This is a genomic window from Sphingobacterium phlebotomi, from assembly GCF_008180195.1.
Classification (GTDB): Bacteria; Bacteroidota; Bacteroidia; order Sphingobacteriales; family Sphingobacteriaceae; genus Sphingobacterium; species Sphingobacterium phlebotomi.
In genome coordinates this window covers 14,811-31,915 of record NZ_VTAV01000013.1, presented here as the reverse complement: position 1 = coordinate 31,915, position 17,105 = coordinate 14,811, and the positions used below count along the sequence as shown (strand labels likewise).

12 protein-coding genes are annotated in these 17,105 nt (G+C 41.6%); 9 read left to right on the top strand and 3 right to left on the bottom strand.

All coding sequences use genetic code 11. The annotated features are described in order from the left end of the window. Positions 1 to 43: 43 nt before the first annotated feature. Genes FXV77_RS16075 through FXV77_RS16065 form a run of 3 tightly spaced genes read right to left on the bottom strand, consistent with a single transcriptional unit; the run spans position 44 to position 2,835 of the window. A complete protein-coding gene (locus tag FXV77_RS16075; protein ID WP_148920264.1) occupies positions 44 to 913 on the bottom strand; it encodes a heme ABC transporter ATP-binding protein in 870 nt (289 codons plus the stop codon). 21 nt (positions 914 to 934) lie between these two features. After that, the gene (locus FXV77_RS16070) at positions 935 to 1,969 is read right to left on the bottom strand and encodes a FecCD family ABC transporter permease (RefSeq protein WP_148920263.1); all 1,035 of its coding nucleotides are present in this window, start codon (positions 1,967 to 1,969) and stop codon (positions 935 to 937) included. A gap of 8 nt (positions 1,970 to 1,977) precedes the next feature. Further along, complete coding sequence (locus tag FXV77_RS16065) at positions 1,978 to 2,835, bottom strand: heme/hemin ABC transporter substrate-binding protein (protein ID WP_148920262.1); 858 nt, start codon at positions 2,833 to 2,835, stop codon at positions 1,978 to 1,980. A gap of 279 nt (positions 2,836 to 3,114) precedes the next feature. Between FXV77_RS16065 and FXV77_RS16060 the strand changes: the two genes are divergently transcribed. From FXV77_RS16060 to FXV77_RS16020, 9 genes are all read left to right on the top strand, one after another. Continuing rightward, on the top strand, positions 3,115 to 5,493 hold the full coding sequence (locus FXV77_RS16060; RefSeq protein WP_148920261.1) for a TonB-dependent receptor: 2,379 nt from the start codon (positions 3,115 to 3,117) through the stop codon (positions 5,491 to 5,493). A 35-nt stretch (positions 5,494 to 5,528) separates the two neighbouring features. Beyond that, complete coding sequence (locus FXV77_RS16055; RefSeq protein WP_187444161.1) at positions 5,529 to 6,284, top strand: HmuY family protein; 756 nt, start codon at positions 5,529 to 5,531, stop codon at positions 6,282 to 6,284. Between the two features lie 48 nt (positions 6,285 to 6,332). Further along, positions 6,333 to 7,691: an HmuY family protein gene (locus tag FXV77_RS16050; RefSeq protein WP_148920259.1), complete on the top strand. Its 1,359-nt coding sequence runs from the start codon at positions 6,333 to 6,335 to the stop codon at positions 7,689 to 7,691. Positions 7,692 to 7,794: 103 nt separating this feature from the next. Continuing rightward, complete coding sequence (locus FXV77_RS16045; RefSeq protein ID WP_148920258.1) at positions 7,795 to 8,355, top strand: biliverdin-producing heme oxygenase; 561 nt, start codon at positions 7,795 to 7,797, stop codon at positions 8,353 to 8,355. A 134-nt stretch (positions 8,356 to 8,489) separates the two neighbouring features. Further along, complete coding sequence (locus FXV77_RS16040) at positions 8,490 to 10,946, top strand: glycoside hydrolase family 31 protein (protein WP_148920257.1); 2,457 nt, start codon at positions 8,490 to 8,492, stop codon at positions 10,944 to 10,946. Between the two features lie 21 nt (positions 10,947 to 10,967). Then, the gene (gene glgB / locus FXV77_RS16035; RefSeq protein ID WP_148920256.1) at positions 10,968 to 12,872 is read left to right on the top strand and encodes a 1,4-alpha-glucan branching protein GlgB; all 1,905 of its coding nucleotides are present in this window, start codon (positions 10,968 to 10,970) and stop codon (positions 12,870 to 12,872) included. 1 nt (position 12,873) lies between these two features. Beyond that, the gene (locus FXV77_RS16030) at positions 12,874 to 14,286 is read left to right on the top strand and encodes a glycogen synthase (RefSeq protein ID WP_148920255.1); all 1,413 of its coding nucleotides are present in this window, start codon (positions 12,874 to 12,876) and stop codon (positions 14,284 to 14,286) included. 10 nt (positions 14,287 to 14,296) lie between these two features. Further along, on the top strand, positions 14,297 to 15,568 hold the full coding sequence (locus tag FXV77_RS16025) for a glucose-1-phosphate adenylyltransferase (protein ID WP_148920254.1): 1,272 nt from the start codon (positions 14,297 to 14,299) through the stop codon (positions 15,566 to 15,568). A gap of 180 nt (positions 15,569 to 15,748) precedes the next feature. Beyond that, positions 15,749 to 17,029 (top strand): chloride channel protein, encoded by a 1,281-nt coding sequence (locus tag FXV77_RS16020; protein ID WP_148920253.1) that lies wholly within the window; start codon positions 15,749 to 15,751, stop codon positions 17,027 to 17,029. Positions 17,030 to 17,105 lie beyond the last annotated feature (76 nt).

The window sequence follows — 17,105 nt, the reverse complement described above, 5'->3', positions numbered from 1 at the left end:
GAAACATATTTTTTGTTTTTGGTCTTTCTCCTGTTACTTGTAATTATTTTTCGTTTATTGGTGTGTAATGTAACGATTGGGAGTTCTCGGGATTAGGACAGGGTCGTAAAGACGGATTAAAGAACTGGGGATCCACACGCATCTCTTTAAAAAGAATATGTGGTTTTAAGGAATGGCTATCTATGCTTATCAAGGATTCGACTGAGAAAATAGAGTAAATGTTCTTGCTGTTCAGTACCTCATTCGGTGTGCCATCCAACCATTTACGACCATTTTTTAACATAATGATTCGATCAGCATATAAAGATGCCATGTTAATGTCATGTAAAATAACCAGTACCATAAAACCCAATCGAGACAGACTTTTCGCGATGGACAAGACTTTCTGTTGGTAATGTAAATCCAATGCGGAAATGGGTTCATCTAATAAAAGTAGTGCATCTGGATTGTCCCATAACTGGCTGAGTACGCGTGCCAATTGTACGCGCTGCTGTTCACCACCGGATAGACTGAGGTACACGCGGTCGGCAAAATCAGTAACACCACAGATAGCCATGGTTTCTTCCACGATCTTCCAATCCTGCGCCGAGGGAGATGACTGGAAATGCGGATAACGACCCATGACAACCAATTCCTTTGCCGTATATGCCATATTTATGGCATGCTGTTGGCTTAGCATGGCACGGCCACGAGCTAAGGTTTTGTTATCATATTTATCAATGCATTTCTCCAGCAGCATTATATTACCGGACGTAGCTTTTAATTCGCCGGAAATAAGTCGCATCAAGGTTGATTTCCCAGCTCCATTCGCACCCAGCAGGGCTACGACTTCTCCTTTACGTACTTGAAGAGATATATCTTTCAATACACGATGACCTTTTATTTCATATGATAATTGTTCTATACGTAACATGAAACTTAGAAATAGTTGTTATTATTTGTTTTCTTTTATCAAAATATAGAGAAAAACGGGTGTCCCGAGCAATGCGGTAATGACGCCGATGGGTAATTCTATAGGCGCTATCAAGGTACGAGATAATACATCGGCTAACGTTAATATCATCGCGCCGAGTAGCATAGATCCGATTAATACGTATTTATAATCTACACCCCCAAGCAACCTAACGGTGTGGGGTACAAGCAAACCGATAAAGCCAATAATACCCGATACAGCAACAGATGCACCGACGGCTAATGTGGAAAACAAGACGACCCACCGTTTTGTATAATCGGTGTTGATCCCCAATAATGCGGCCTGTTCTTCCCCAAGGGCGAATGCGTTTAGTGCCTTACTAAAAAACGGAAGAGAGACTAAAGGAAGTAGGATGAATGGAAATATGGCGCTTAGGTTTTCCCATGTTGCTCCACCTAAACTACCAAGCATCCAGAAAGTAATAGTCCGTAATTGTTGTTCGGTAGCCATGTAGGTCATCAATCCGGTGAGGGCACCCGCGAGTGCGTTGATAGCAATTCCGGCCAAAAGCATCGTCGTGATATTCGGACGGCCATCTTTTTTTGATATTTGGTAAACGGTAAATGCTGTCAAACCAGCGCCTACAAAGGCGCCAAATGCCAGTAGATAATACCCTAATACTGCTGAGAGGCTTACGAAGAGTAATGTCTCGAAAGCAATGATCAATACCGCAAAGAGTGATGCACCAGCCGATATACCGATGAGTCCGGGCTCAGCTAGTGGATTACGAAATATTCCCTGAATAGCCGCACCGGATATACCCAAAGCAGCGCCTACTAACATACCTAATAATACACGTGGCATACGTATGGCAAAAAGTACATCTGCATACATCTCGTCAGTGTTCGTATTTTGCAATAGTCCTATCTTGTTCGCCAATGCGATAAACACTTCTTTTGTCGGGATATTGAATGCTCCCAACCCTAACGATATAATTGCCGTTAATACCATGGTGATTACAAGAATCACGAGTACGATGCGTTGTTTAAGAATCATTTCACTTCTTACTTATATACGGTTTTCATAGCAGAATGAAGTTCTTTTATAGCTTCAGGTAGCCTATTGGAAAAGTTGACGAGCAACGGGCCATTCAACTGGATTATTCTTTTATTCTTTCCTGCACTGGTTAGGCGTACACCCGGTAATTTAAGCATCGCGTCTTTTCCGCCGAGACTACTAAGACCAAAATCGAACATCAGGATGATGTCTGGATTTGCACTGACCAGCGCTTCTGTAGTATAGGGTTTAAAATCAGCAAATTCTTCTACCGCATTTTGTGCTCCCGCCAGTTTTATGATTTCATCTATACTACTGCCTTTTCCAGCTACACTCATAGTTCCGGTTCCTCTGGCATAAATGAAGAGCACTGTTGGCGGTTTGGTAAAAGACTGTTTCTTGATGGACAGTTCAACTTCTTGAAGTGCTTTCTGCGTTGTGTTTACCAGTTCTTTTCCTCGATCGGTCTCATCCAATGCATTGGCTACGTCTTGAATGAAATTTAAAGCGCCTTTATTTGAGTACTGTTGGCGAATAGCAACGAACTTAACTCCTGCTGCTCTCAATTGTTGTATGACGGCACGGGAAACTTCGCCTTCAATAGCAAGGACTATATCAGGTTTATAACGAATCAGACCTTCTGACGATACGGATCTGTTTTTACTAACTTTCGGTAATTTCGCAGCCGCAGCCGGCGATTCGCTCGTCACATCAGTAGCTACAATCGACGAACCAAAGCCTAAGGCGAATACCGTCTCCGTCAATGCACTATTTAAAGTAATAATACGTCTGGGGGCTGCCTCCACGAAAAGTACCATGATGAGCAGAAATAGCATCAGACTATATTTTTTTATTATCCATTTCATCTCTTTATTTTTTGTTTCTATGGTTTCACAACATTTCCGTTTTAGTGATACAAAGCAAAGCAATAATTAGTCTAAATACAAGTGATTGATGAAGTTCTTTTGATGATTTAATTACTTTTTTTAAATGGTAAATGGTTGAAAAATAACGTTTTATTATTGTTTTCTTTACCCTGCTGTTTTCAGTTATGTCAGTTTTCATACATAATTTGACGGAAATCATATAGATTTTTCGATTTCATTTAGTTCTTTTGCAATTATTATTTAGAATAATTAAAAATAATGTTTGGTCGATTAGAGGTCTTAAAAAAATGTCTTTTTTATTTGTTGCTGTCGCTTCCGCTAAGCGTGGTCTCACAGGAAAAATACACAATAGAAGGAAAAGTGAGATTAGCAGATTTAAGAGAGAACTCGGATCAGATATTGTTAACATTATGGCCCGACCAATACGTCTTGAAGACTGATAAAGAAGGGCGATTCCACTTTACAGGGCTGTATGAAGGGGCCTATAAATTACGCGTGGAGCACGTTGGATATACTGCGCAAGAACTTGATATCTCATTAGAAGGTAACGATGTGGATTTGGATATCGAACTTGAGATTGAAAGCTATGCGATAGAAGGTATAGAAGTGAAGGGAAAACAACCAGCAGTGGACAATTTGATAAAGGCTGAAAATGCGGCTATGCCTGTTACAGTAATTACGCGTAGAGAAATTGAACTCATGGGGAGCCGACGGTTGGACGAAATCATGAAAGAACAGACCGGAGTTGCTGTGGTCAATGATATTGCTAGTGGATCGCGTGCTATTGGCGTGCAGGTGCAAGGTTTTAGCAGCAACTATGTGATGATCTTGATCGATGGACAACCGATGTTGGGCAGGAATAATGGCAATTTTGATTTGTCTCGTATCTCCGTGACAAATGTGGAACGTATTGAAATTATAAAGGGAGCTTCTTCTTGTTTATATGGGAGTGACGCACTGGGGGGAGCGATCAATATCATTACACGTCACGGTGCAATTACACCACAGACGCATGCTTCTTTATTATATGGCAGTTTAAATACGGTTGATGCGACTGTCGAAGCTGAAACACCCTTTGCAAATCAGCGAGGTTCGGTGGTTGTCTCGGGAAACTATTACAAGACAGATGGCTTCAATACAGACTCGAAATATATGATCGGAGGGACAACAATTCCTCCATATAGTAATTATAGCTTTCAGGGGCGATCGCGATATCGCTTGTCCAAAAACGGCACCATTGGTTTTACCGCGCGGTATACCGAAGGGAATTCCGAAATGGTTAATATGTGGTCGGATGAATGGGTGAACGAAGATAAGCAAACGGATCGTGATTTGAACCTCTCAGCAAGCTATGACCATAACTTCGTAAATGGTATAAGAAGTATGAGCCGTTACTATTTTACCCGATACGAAAATGAAATGCGTGCTAACTGGATTAACCAAAACGCGTTAATCGGAGCAGAAAAATTTGGACAGCAAGTGCATCGGATAGAACAGCAGTTTGCATACGCACCTTTTAGTACACTTCAACTAACCGGTGGAATCGGAGGGAGTTTAGAGGTGATGGATAATCAGGATTTGGGTCAAGAAAGAAATTTAAATACTGCTTTTGCCTATTTGCAGGCGGAATGGCAACCACTAACGCGTCTACGGACAACAACCGGATTAAGATATGATCACACGAATGTTTATCGTGGACGTGTGAGTCCGAGTCTGGGGATTCAATATAACCTATCTGAAGAATGGTTAATGAAGGCAGGTATTGGAGCTGGATTCAAGGCTCCGGACTACAAGATGCGTTATCAGGTTTTTTATAACCCAGCCGCAAATTATATGGTAGTAGGAACCGACCAGATACGTGAGGTGATCGAGGCGTTGGATAGGAGTGGAGAACTGAGCTTCCAAAATTCATATATGCTTAATTTAACGGCCGGTAATCTGAAAGCTGAAAATAGTATGTCCAGTAACGTAGGTTTTATCTGGAATCCCAATAATCGTTTACGCGCGGAGACTTCCATATTTTATCATCATATAGCAAATCAGATAAATGCAGTAGCAGTAGGGAATGGTACGACAGTAGGGCAAATTTTTACCTATCGAAATTTGCCTCGTGCGGCTAACAAAGGCTTTGAAATGTCTATTGGTTATCAACCCTTGGAGAATCTAAACCTATCCGTAGGATACCAATATTTGATAGCTAAGGATTTATCGGTACTGGATAGTATCCGTGCTGGCAACTATCCCTATAATCAAATGATCAACAATCCGATAACAGGAGAATCTCGCCCAGTAAAAGCGGGAGATTATTGGGGAATCGAGGATCGTTCGCGTCATATGGTCAACCTCAAGGCGACGTATGAATACCAACCGTGGAACATGACGTTCAATCTACGAGCAAATATCCGTGGACGATATCCTTTCCAAGAAATTAACGGTAATCAGTTTATCGATGAATACGATGCTTTTGTTCCAGATCATACGCTGTTAAATTTGACCATTGAGAAGAGGTTGTGGAAGAACAAGTTGACCCTACGGCTGATCGCAGATAACTTACTGGGATTCACGCATCGATACATGCCTGGACAACCGGGCAGAGTTATATTAGGTGGCTTGAGTTACCGATGGTTTAAGGAGTGATCGCCGCAAAAGGGTAAGAAAATAAAAATATGAATATGATGAGAACTAGAGATGTCATTATCAATGAGTTAAAATTCATTGTTGCGTTAGGAAAATTTGGCAGATGCCTGTTGGGAGCTGTTGTATTGTTTATGGTGCAAGCCTGTGGAAAGGACGACGACGCAACGCCTGTGTTAGAGGACGGTCGCAGTATAGTGATCTATGACCTGCCGGGAGATACGGAGGCTTCTATGGGAGAAGATGTAGACGGTAAAGAACAACGAGATGCCTATACCTTTTTATTCCGATTTCGGGATCAAAGACAGATATGGATTAAGACGCAAGAAGATTCTTTGAAATGGCTGAAAACATTAGATTGGGATATTGCCTTCACAAGAGAGTACAATTCTGAAGTACATATCAACAATGCTCAGCATCAACGGAGTCCAGGATTTGACGGCCCAGCGACGAACACGGCGGTTTTGATGATAAATCAACCCTATGAAGCGGTGACAACTGCGCCGAGTGACGAAGAGTTTGATAAAAGCGACGTCGACCGTATCGGTTGGGCTTTTTCCGAATCGTCCAGCGGCTGGTTCCGATATAGCTTGGATACACACTTAATGCAGCCCTTGCCTAATCGGACTTATGTTATTCGATTGCCGGACGGTAAATACGCAAAACTACAGCTGATCAATGCTTACAAAGGAAATCCACCCGTCGTCACGAATATGAATTGGCCAGCTCCATATTTTACTTTTCGGTATTATGTGCAGGTAGATGGTAGTAAAAATTTAAGAACAAGCGAATAATTTACGGTTTTAGAAATCACATTTTGATAACTTTTTAACTATTTTATAATGAACAAATTATTTAGAATTGCTGCAATAGCATGTTTTATTACGGTTGGATTCACGGCGTGTGAAAAGGACAATCACATATCAGATGACGACACTGATCAAGAACATCAGCCGAAAGTCGTTGTCAAAGATGGCGAGACGAAAGATTTGGTCAATGTATCAACAACCTCAAATACGCAAGGAACAATTAGTCGGGATGGGGAACGATATGCTTTGCGTAATTTCCGGCAATTTGCCATTGAGGACGGTAAGGCAACGGAAAACGTAGCAACAACATTCTATTTTGATTTTAAAGAAAATGATGCTGTTGATGCTGAAGAGGCTCCTTTGATCTGGATTGCGGAAAGTCAGGCAATGGGTGTTGAACCCAATACGGCAAAAGGATATTCCTTATCCTATATAGATAAAAGATTTGGAGCGGTGAGAGCTGACGATGATTTTACGGCTGTAGAGAAAATGGGGATTGCATTTGCTCCAGGAGCTACCGGTTGGGCGACATACAATATGCAGACGCATACAGTAGAGGCAGTGGCAGGCCGTACATTAGTGCTTTTGAAAGACGGGGAACCACAGTTTAAATTTCAGATAAGGAGTATCTATTCTGACGAAACACCAAATAAAGAAAGTGGCCCAACGAATTATATCTATTATGCTATCGATTATCAGGATATTAATAAGGTTAGTGAAGACGACGATATTAAAGATAACGAAAATTATTACAAACTTATCCGCGTAGAGAATTTACCTATAGCACCGACTGACGAAGGATCAGAGCAGAATGAATCCGGTCTTTATTTTTACAGCTTATCGGAGAATAAATCGATACCACAGGATCAGATCAGTTCTGCTAAATGGGATTTAGCTTTTGGAGGTATGTTTACAAGTTTTTTATCGGGTAACAATGGGTCTGACGAAAAAAATTATGGCGCAGGGAATAGTGCGGTAGGAGGAATTGCTATCATAGAAAGCGAATTTGACGATGTAGAACAACTCCCTTCAGATATGGAATTCAAAACTGGTAAAGATATAATAGGTACCGATGATCAAGGTTTCTTTGGTGCAGGAATGGGCTGGTATTTGTACGACTTTGATGGAAAGCTGGTGCGCGAAGGAGCAGAAGAGGATAAACATGTAGCCTATGCATTGGCTGAACCTATTACCAAAAAAGATGAAACTGTTATCAAGCCACGTACGGTTATCGTGAAAACCGCGAATGGAGATTATGCGAAAATCAAAATGATTTCTTGTTACAAAGGCTTATTCAACCAAGAACAATGGAAGCGAGGAGAAGCTATTATGTATGCTACGTTTGAATATGTTTTGATTCCTGGTGATAAAAATACTTTTGAGATTCGATAGCTGTGTGAAATGTCATTTTGCAGACAAAAAACGTCGGATTTCAGCATACAATACGGTATATTAATACTAATCTTTGCATAGAATCAGTTTAAATAGAAAAGATATGTTAAGTCAAAATATCAAGGAAAACACGAAGGGGGCTCACCAAACCTTGGAAGGTATGGTGGTGAGACAGCTCAAGGCCGTCCAATCGGAGGCGGATTATGCAGAAGTGCTTAAAAATTTTTATGCTTATTTCAACGCAGTAGAAAAAAGCATTGCACCGTTTATCACACCGGAAGTATTGCCCGATTACACGGAACGTCGTAATTCATCGCATATCAAAGCGGATATTGAAGAGCTTGGCGGAAATGTAGATAATCTGCCTGAAGCGATTGCTCCAGTGGTAAACAATACGTTGGAGGCATTGAGCGCGCTGTATGTATTGGAAGGTTCTATCATGGGCGGTCCATACATCGTACAGATGTTAAATAAATATGGTGTGACGAAAGGAACATCTTTCTTTTCTGGCTATGGAGAAGATACAGGCAAGATGTGGGGCAAGTTTGTCGCCGTGTTGAATCAGTACGGTGAAAATCTCGATGTACGCAACCGTGCGATCGAAGTCGCCAATGAGACATTCTCGCGTTTTGGAGACGTATTTAAAGGTGTAACAGCTGAATAATAAATAATACTGAAAACCCCAACAAAAAAATCCCCACCATATCGGCGGGGATTTTTTTGTTTTCTTTTTTCTAAAAATTATTGTACTTTAATAGCAAAGTATATCAATATAAAGTTAAACGAATAGAAAAGAATATGGCTGAATCCCAAAAAAAAGGAGAGATTGCTACGGATATATTAGAGGAGGAAACTTTAGATAATGTCCATCACGTCAACAACCCCGTGCTTGATGTGCCCGCCGTGGAAAAAAAGTACTTGAATAAGGTACTTTCGTATGTTAAGAAAGGGAATGTATATGTCTTTACAGATGGGAAAGCTAGTGTAGAAGTGAAGGTGTTTTCGGATGAAATCATCAGGGTACGTTTAGCACCAAGAAGCTTATTTCTTGATGACTTCTCTTATGCTGTTAAGCGAGATTTGGATATCCGTCCAACGTCCTTCTCTATCTTGGAAATAGACGATGCTTTTCTCATCAAAACCAGTGTCGTAGTTTGTCGAATCCAAAAAGAAGATTTTCTTGTCTCATTTGAGAACGTGGATGGCAAGGTTATGAATGCCGACCAGCAGCCTATGCATTGGGAGGAGAATCCGGATTTTGGAGGTTACTATGTCTACTGTACCAAACATACCCCACCAGATGAAGCATTCTTTGGCTTGGGCGATAAATCTACCAATCTGAACTTACGCGGAAAGCGGTTTCAGAACTGGAATTCGGATACCTATGGTTTCGCGTTCAACCAGGATCCACTTTATAAAACCATTCCATTTTATATAGGTGTAACAGGTGGAGATGCCTATGGTATTTTTTTCGATAACACGTTTAGAACGTATTTCGACTTTGCAGCCGAACAAAACGACCAGGCAAGTTATTGGTCGGAGGGTGGAGAATTACAATATTACTACATTCATGGACCACAGATGATGGATGTCGTGAAACGTTATCACGAACTGACAGGCACACATTACATGCCACCGCTGTGGGCAATTGGATATCATCAATGTCGATGGAGCTATTATCCAGAAGCTAATGTGCGAGAAGTTGCCAGCCAGTTCCGTAAACGACAGATACCATGTGATGCTATTTATCTGGATATCGACTATATGGACGGTTATCGTTGTTTTACCTGGAATAAACGCTATTTTCCTGACCCGCGGAAAATGATTTCAGATTTAGCCGCGGATGGTTTTAGAACCGTTGTGATGATAGATCCCGGCATTAAGGTGGATGAAGATTATTGGGTATTCAACGAGGGGAAAGAAAATAGATTTTTCTGCCGCCGTGGAGACGACTACTTTATGGAAGGCTATGTATGGCCAGGACGTTGTCAATTTCCAGAATTTACAAATCCTAAAGTACGAGAATGGTGGGGAACCTTGTATAAAGGATTGGTAGAAGATGGTGTTGCGGGTGTTTGGAACGATATGAATGAACCAGCTGTTTTTGGGCGTGGAACATTCCCAGATGACGTGCGGCATTATTACGAAGGATTTAGAGGCTCTCACCGTAAAGCGCATAATATATATGGTATGCAGATGGTGCGTTCCACCTATGATGGACTGAAAAAACTCCAAAAGAATAAGCGTCCGTTTACCATTACCCGTGCGGCTTATGCCGGCACACAGCGTTATTCGTCTGTATGGACAGGAGATAATATAGCCACTTGGGAACATCTAAAGATTGGTATACTGCAGTTACAGCGTTTATCCGTTTCGGGCCTTTCGTTTTGTGGTACGGACATCGGTGGATTTACCGGAGAGCCGGACGGTGAACTTTATACCCGTTGGATGCAATTTGGTGTGTTTTCGCCATTTATGCGTGTCCACTCAGCAGGAGATACACGTGATCGAGAACCTTGGAGCTTTGGCCCGGAATGGGAAGCCATTTGCAAAAAGTTTATTGAGCTTCGTTACAAGTTACTGCCGTACATCTATTCGGTATTCTGGAGACAGTATAAGTATAGGGAGCCGATTTTGCGTCCTATTTCATTATTGGAACAACATAAACTGGAAAATCTGCAACGGGAGGAGGAATTTGCTTTTGGACATAATATCCTTGTTTCCCCTGTTATTCAGCCGGGTCAACAATCGAAGATTGTGTATCTACCAGAAGGTAATTGGTATTATTACTTCGACAATACTGCACTGGAAGGCGGACAAGAACATAATGTGGAAACACCATTGGACGAAATGCCCATCTTTATTCGTGGCGGAAGCGTAATTCCTGAATTTCCAGTGATGCAATACACCATGGAAAAGAATATCGATGCGCTAAAATTAAATATCTACTGGGGGCAAGGACGATATGAATCCCATGTTTATACAGACCATGGTGAAACCTTTGCTTACGAACAAAGTGTGTATAACGAAAAATATTTTATTGTTGAGGGTGAACAAAATAGCTTAACTATTGTACAACATATAGAGGGATTATACCACGAACGTTTTGATAGCTATAAAATTTACGTTGTCGGGCTTCCGTTTAGTGTGCACCACATTGAAGTAGATGGAGATGTACTGAACATATTGGTAGATGAAGAAGGGAAGGATTACATCACCGTTGAAAAAGAATTCAGACGGTTAGCGATTTCATAAAAATTATAAATAACTTGGATTATGGGGCAGGCAGTAGAGGTATATTCGTTATTCACGGACTTCGACATTAACTTATTCTGTGAGGGAAGACATTTTAAACTGTACGAGAAGTTAGGCTCACATACGGTAATACACAATGGTAAAGAGGGTGTACATTTTGCCGTCTGGGCCCCTAACGCAGCATCAGTTTCCGTAGTCGGCAATTTCAACGGGTGGAATCCACATAGCCATCAATTGCATGTTCGATGGGACAGCAGTGGTATCTGGGAGGGGTTCATCGAAGGGTTGAAGTTAGGAGAGGTGTACAAATATCATATTCATTCGAATACGGGAGAACATCTGGAGAAGGCAGATCCGTTTGCATTGGTGAATGAACAACCTCCGCATACCGCGTCTGTTGTGGGTACAACCTGGTACCAGTGGAACGACCAGACATGGATGAGGCAAAGGCATACGTATAATGCGCTTGACAAACCTTTTGCCGTATACGAAATGCACATCGGTTCTTGGCTACGTGACCCGTCTGACCCAGAGCGTTTTCTGAGCTATCGTGAGATTGCCGATAAGTTGGTGCCTTATCTTAAGGAAATGGGATTTACGCACGTGGAATTTATGCCAGTGATGGAACACCCGTTTTATCCCTCTTGGGGATACCAAATTACGGGTTATTTTGCGGCATCCTCCCGTTATGGGAGTCCACAGGATTTAATGCACCTTATCGAGAGCCTGCATAAAAATAATATTGGCGTTATCCTGGACTGGGTCCCTTCTCATTTTCCGGGAGACGCCCATGGCTTGTATAAGTTTGATGGTTCACATCTTTTCGAACATGAGGACCCTCGCAAAGGCTTCCATCCTGATTGGAAATCGTATATCTTCAATTATGGAAGAAATGAAGTTCGTTCTTTCTTGATTTCGAATGCTTTTTTCTGGTTGGATAGATATCATATAGATGGTTTGCGGGTAGATGCGGTAGCGTCTATGCTCTATCTTGATTATTCCCGCAATGAGGGGGAATGGATACCGAACGAATATGGCGGACGCGAAAACCTAGAAGCTGTTCATTTCTTAAAGGAGTTTAATGAAGCGGTGTATGCTCATTTTCCTGATGTACAGACAATCGCAGAAGAATCAACTTCATGGCCTGGTGTGAGCAAACCAACATTTGAAAATGGTTTGGGCTTCGGTATGAAATGGATGATGGGCTGGATGCACGATACGTTGAACTATTTCAAGGAAGACCCCATTAATCGTCGGTATCATCATGACAAGATAACCTTTGGAACAGTATATAGCTTCCATGAAAACTTTATGCTGCCTTTATCACATGATGAAGTGGTACATGGCAAGCAATCGCTTATTTATAAAATGCCGGGCGATGTATGGCAGAAGTTCGCCAATTTGCGTGCGTTATATCTTTATATGTATACGTTTGTGGGGACGAAGCTATTGTTTATGGGAGGGGAGTTTGGTCAAACTTCCGAATGGAATGTCAACCAATCCCTCGATTGGCACCTCACGCAATTTGAACCACACCGCGGGATGCAACAATTTGTGAAAGATCTCAATCTGCTATATCGGGCGCAACCTGCTTTGTATGAACGGGCGTTTAGTCCCGAAGGCTTTCAGTGGGTAGAACTTGGCGACCATGAAAATAGTGTGTTCGCCTATCTACGCCGTGGAAACACACCGTCGGATGATGTGTTGGTTGTACTTAATCTTACGCCTGTAGTACGGGATTACTGCGTTGGTGTTCCGATGGATGGCCTATGGGAGGTGATCCTCAATTCGGACGATGTGTCCTATTACGGAAGTGGAATTCATCAGCATGACGCGCTTTCCGAGGAGATAGATTGGATGGGCTACGCAAATTCTATTACACTTAAATTGCCACCGTTGGGTGGGTTAATTCTTAAACAAGTTTAGTATGCATGTCGTACATTTGAGTGTGGAGTGTTTTCCATTGGCAAAAGTAGGTGGGTTGGCCGATGTAGTAGGCGCATTGCCGAGATATCAGCGTAAGCTTGGCGTAGATGCCTGGGTAGTCTGTCCGTTTTATGATAAACCGTTTACACGTGATCATAATTTTTCATCGATTGCCAAAGGCTCTTTTTTTCAAGGATCAGAAGAGTTGCATTATGAGGTGTTGAAAGAAACCTCGGATAGCCTGGGTTTTCCCTTATATCTGATTCATATACCTAGCAAGCTGGATAGACAAGAAATATATTGTTATCCGGATGAAGCGGAGCAATGGATAGCTTTTCAACACGCTTTTTTACATTGGCTAAAAAATAGCCAGATTAAACCCGATGTTATCAACTGTCACGACCACCATGTGGGGCTGATTCCATTTTTAACGAAGCATGCCTCAGACTTTAAAGAATTTGAAAACGTGAAAACCGTATTTACGGTGCACAATGGCCAGTACCAAGGTTGGATGAACTGGAGTAAGGGTATTTTGCTGCCAGCATTTGATACATGGAAATGGGGGTTGTTGGATTGGGATGGGCTTATCAATCCGTTGGCAGTAGCTATAAAATGTTGTGATGCTTTTACCACCGTTAGTGAGGGGTATCTCCAAGAGTTGTACAGGCAAGCAAATGGGTTGGAAGATTTATTCTTTTCGGAAGCAGCGAAAGGTTATGGTATTGTCAATGGTATTGACGATGCATACTGGAATCCAGGGGAGGATAAATTAATTCCGGTTAACTACGATGTCGAATCGAGCAAAAAGGGGAAAGCCAAAAATAAGAAAGTATTCTGTGAAAAATATGGGCTGGATGAAACGCTGCCTCTATTGACATACATCGGTCGTTTCGCGACGGAGAAAGGTGCAGATTTGTTGTCGGAAATTGTTGTAAATGTTTTTTCGAATAATGAAAATAAAATAAGTATATTTATCTTAGGTTCGGGAGATACACAGATTCAAACCAATCTAGAAAAGTTATTAACGGAATATCCGGGTCGTTTAGCAGCGTTCTTTGGCTACAATGAAACATTAGCGCATGAGGTATATGCTGCCGCGGACATGATTTTAATGCCTTCGCGTGTCGAGCCCTGTGGATTGAACCAATTGTATGCTATGAAATACGGTACTATTCCGATAGTTCGTAGAATAGGAGGGCTAAAAGACACCGTACGGGATGTCAGTGAGAAAAAAGGTTATGGTTTTGTCTTCCCAGAGGCTACTCCGGAAGATGCTGCTTCGGCTATCGAACGCGCGTTAGATTATATCGGACAGCGAGGCAAAATGCAAACGATTCGAAGAAAAGAAATGGAGTTGGATTTTTCTTGGGATAAATCCGCTCAACAATATATTGATTTGTATAACCGGTTATAAATTTAATGGTATGGCACACAAAGTAGTATCGATTGTATTGGGAGGAGGACGCGGAACACGCCTTTTTCCATTGACAGAACAGCGCTCTAAGCCAGCAGTTCCTATTGCAGGGAAGTATCGTTTAGTCGACATTCCCATTTCCAATTGTCTGAATTCCGGATATAACAAGATTTTCGTTTTGACGCAGTATAACTCCGCGTCGCTGAATCAGCACATCAAGAATTCTTACAATTTCAGTATTTTTAGCAAGGGCTTTGTGGACATACTCGCTGCCGAACAAACATTGGAGGGAGACCGATGGTTTGAAGGTACAGCAGATGCCGTTCGACGTACGCAGAAAAATTTGGTCAATGTCGATTATGACTATGTACTGATTTTGTCAGGTGATCAACTGTATCAAATGGACTATTCGTCCTTGATTAACTTTCATGTGGAGAACGGCAGCGAGGTCACCTTGGCGACGATTCCGGTCAATGCGAGAGATGCAACGGCTTTTGGTATCCTAAAAGCAAATGAAGACAATGAAATTGTATCCTTCACTGAGAAACCGGATAGTGAAGAGGTCTTGAATTGGGCGTCTGAGGTCTCTGAAGACATGCAACGGCAAGGGCGACTTTATTTAGCATCGATGGGAATTTATGTATTCTCCAAAGGCGTATTACGAAACATGCTCGCCGAGAACCCAGGAATGGATTTTGGGAAAGAGCTCATTCCCGATGCCATTGAGAGCCAAAAGGTATTGAGCTATCAGTTCGATGGGTATTGGACGGATATCGGAACCATCCGTTCTTTTTTTGATGCCAATATTGGATTGACGGATGACGTACCGGATTTCAATCTCTTTAATGAAACGGTCTATACGCGCGCGAGGATGCTGCCACCGTCTAAGATCTCGGGTACGACATTGAACAATACCATTGTGGCCGACGGTTGTATCTTGAATGGTGACAAATTAGAACGCTCCGTCATCGGTGTACGTTCGCGTATAGGAAAAGGAACGGTCATCAAATCCACCTATATGATGGGGGGAGATCACTATGAAAATTTAGAAGAGGTGCTCAATCTGGGCAACACACAACAACCACCGCCGATAGGCGTAGGCGAACGATGCTATATAGAAAATGCTATCCTCGATAAGAATTGCCGAATCGGAAATGATGTGCGCATAAAAGGCGGTATACATTTACCTGATGGTGATTTTTCAACACATACAATACGCGATGGTATCGTGGTTATCAAGCGGGATGCGGTTATTCCCAACGGAGCAACGATCGGTTGTTGAATTCTTAAAATTCAATTAGTAAATTGAAAAAGCTTTCCAAATATTTGGAAAGCTTTTTTTAGATAGATGCAGTAGTATTCTATATTTATTCCTTCCTTTGTCGAAATAGCATTCATTCATTGGAAATACATAGACCTTATGCTATTTCGGGAAAATCAATAATATAAAAAAGAAATATAAGTGGATCGAAATAAGATTATCAAACAACATTATTGGAAACTTGCAATAGTTTCCATAGGAATAGCTTTGGTTTGTTGTTTATTGGCCTATACATTAAAGCACGCTACCGAATGGTTAGAAGTACACATGTTTGAATGGGTTTTCGATACAAACACATGGCTTTTCTTGCTATTTCCAAGTATAGGTATTACCGCTATTTATTTTTTACGTAAATGGTTGTTTCATAAACGTAAGAATAAAGGACTTACCGAAATTTTCAAAACATTAGATGATAGAAAAGATCATCTTCCATTATTTAAAATTCCGTCTCATTATATCAATGGCTTTTTGACGGTTGTTTTTGGCGGATCGACCGGTGTGGAGGTGTCCACGGTGGTCGCTACTGCATCTATTGGCAACGCGGTCTATGAAAAAGGATTCGCCGCCAAGATGTACAAACGGGAATTAATTTGTGCCGGCGTTACCGCTGGTGTAGCGGTACTGTTCGGGAGCCCGTTTGTAGGTTGGCTTTTTGCTATGGAAGTTGTCGCTAGAAAATTCAATAAGACGCTTTTTTTTGCATGTACTACGGCAGCCATAATCGCAGGTATATTTGTTTACTTTTTTGATAACCATCCGTTTTTTACCTATACAATTCAAGGTTGGTATGTAGTTGCGTTGCCATTTTTCATCCTCTTAAGTATATTGTGCGGATTGTTATCCACCTATTTCACATTATTGGTTACGCGTGTTAAAATGTTTTTTTCACAGATCAATAATAATTTTATACGAGTTAATCTCGGCGCACTGATCGTCGGGGGAATGATTTTTTGTTTTCCTTTATTGTATGGGGATAGCTATCACGGCTTGAAAGAGGTAGTTGATACGGCAATGATTGGAGGAGAGCTATCGTTCGGCATACTTCTCTTTATAGCACTGTTGAAGCCTCTTGCAGCTTCTCTAACGTTAGGAGCTGGTGGAGACGGTGGTGTTTTTGCACCAAGTATCGTTGCAGGTGCATTATTAGGACTGGGGTTTGCTATATGTTGTAATACGGTTTTTGGTACTCATCTTATTGTTATCAATTTCATACTAGCAGGGGCTGCAGCAACATTGTCAGCTTCGATTTATGCCCCATTTACTGCCCTCTTTTTGGCCTGCGGATTAGCCCCCAATGGGTTTGAACTGTTTATCCCAATTTTGATTGTGAGCTTCGTGGCAAAGTATGCCGCACAGCGAATATTGCCATACAATGCTTATACATATGACAGTTTTTTAGCGAAACGAAAGGTAATGGAATAGATCGTGTATACACTAAATTAAGATTCCCTTAACTCCCTGTTCACATAAAAATATTTCTTTTGTATCGAAAAAAGAT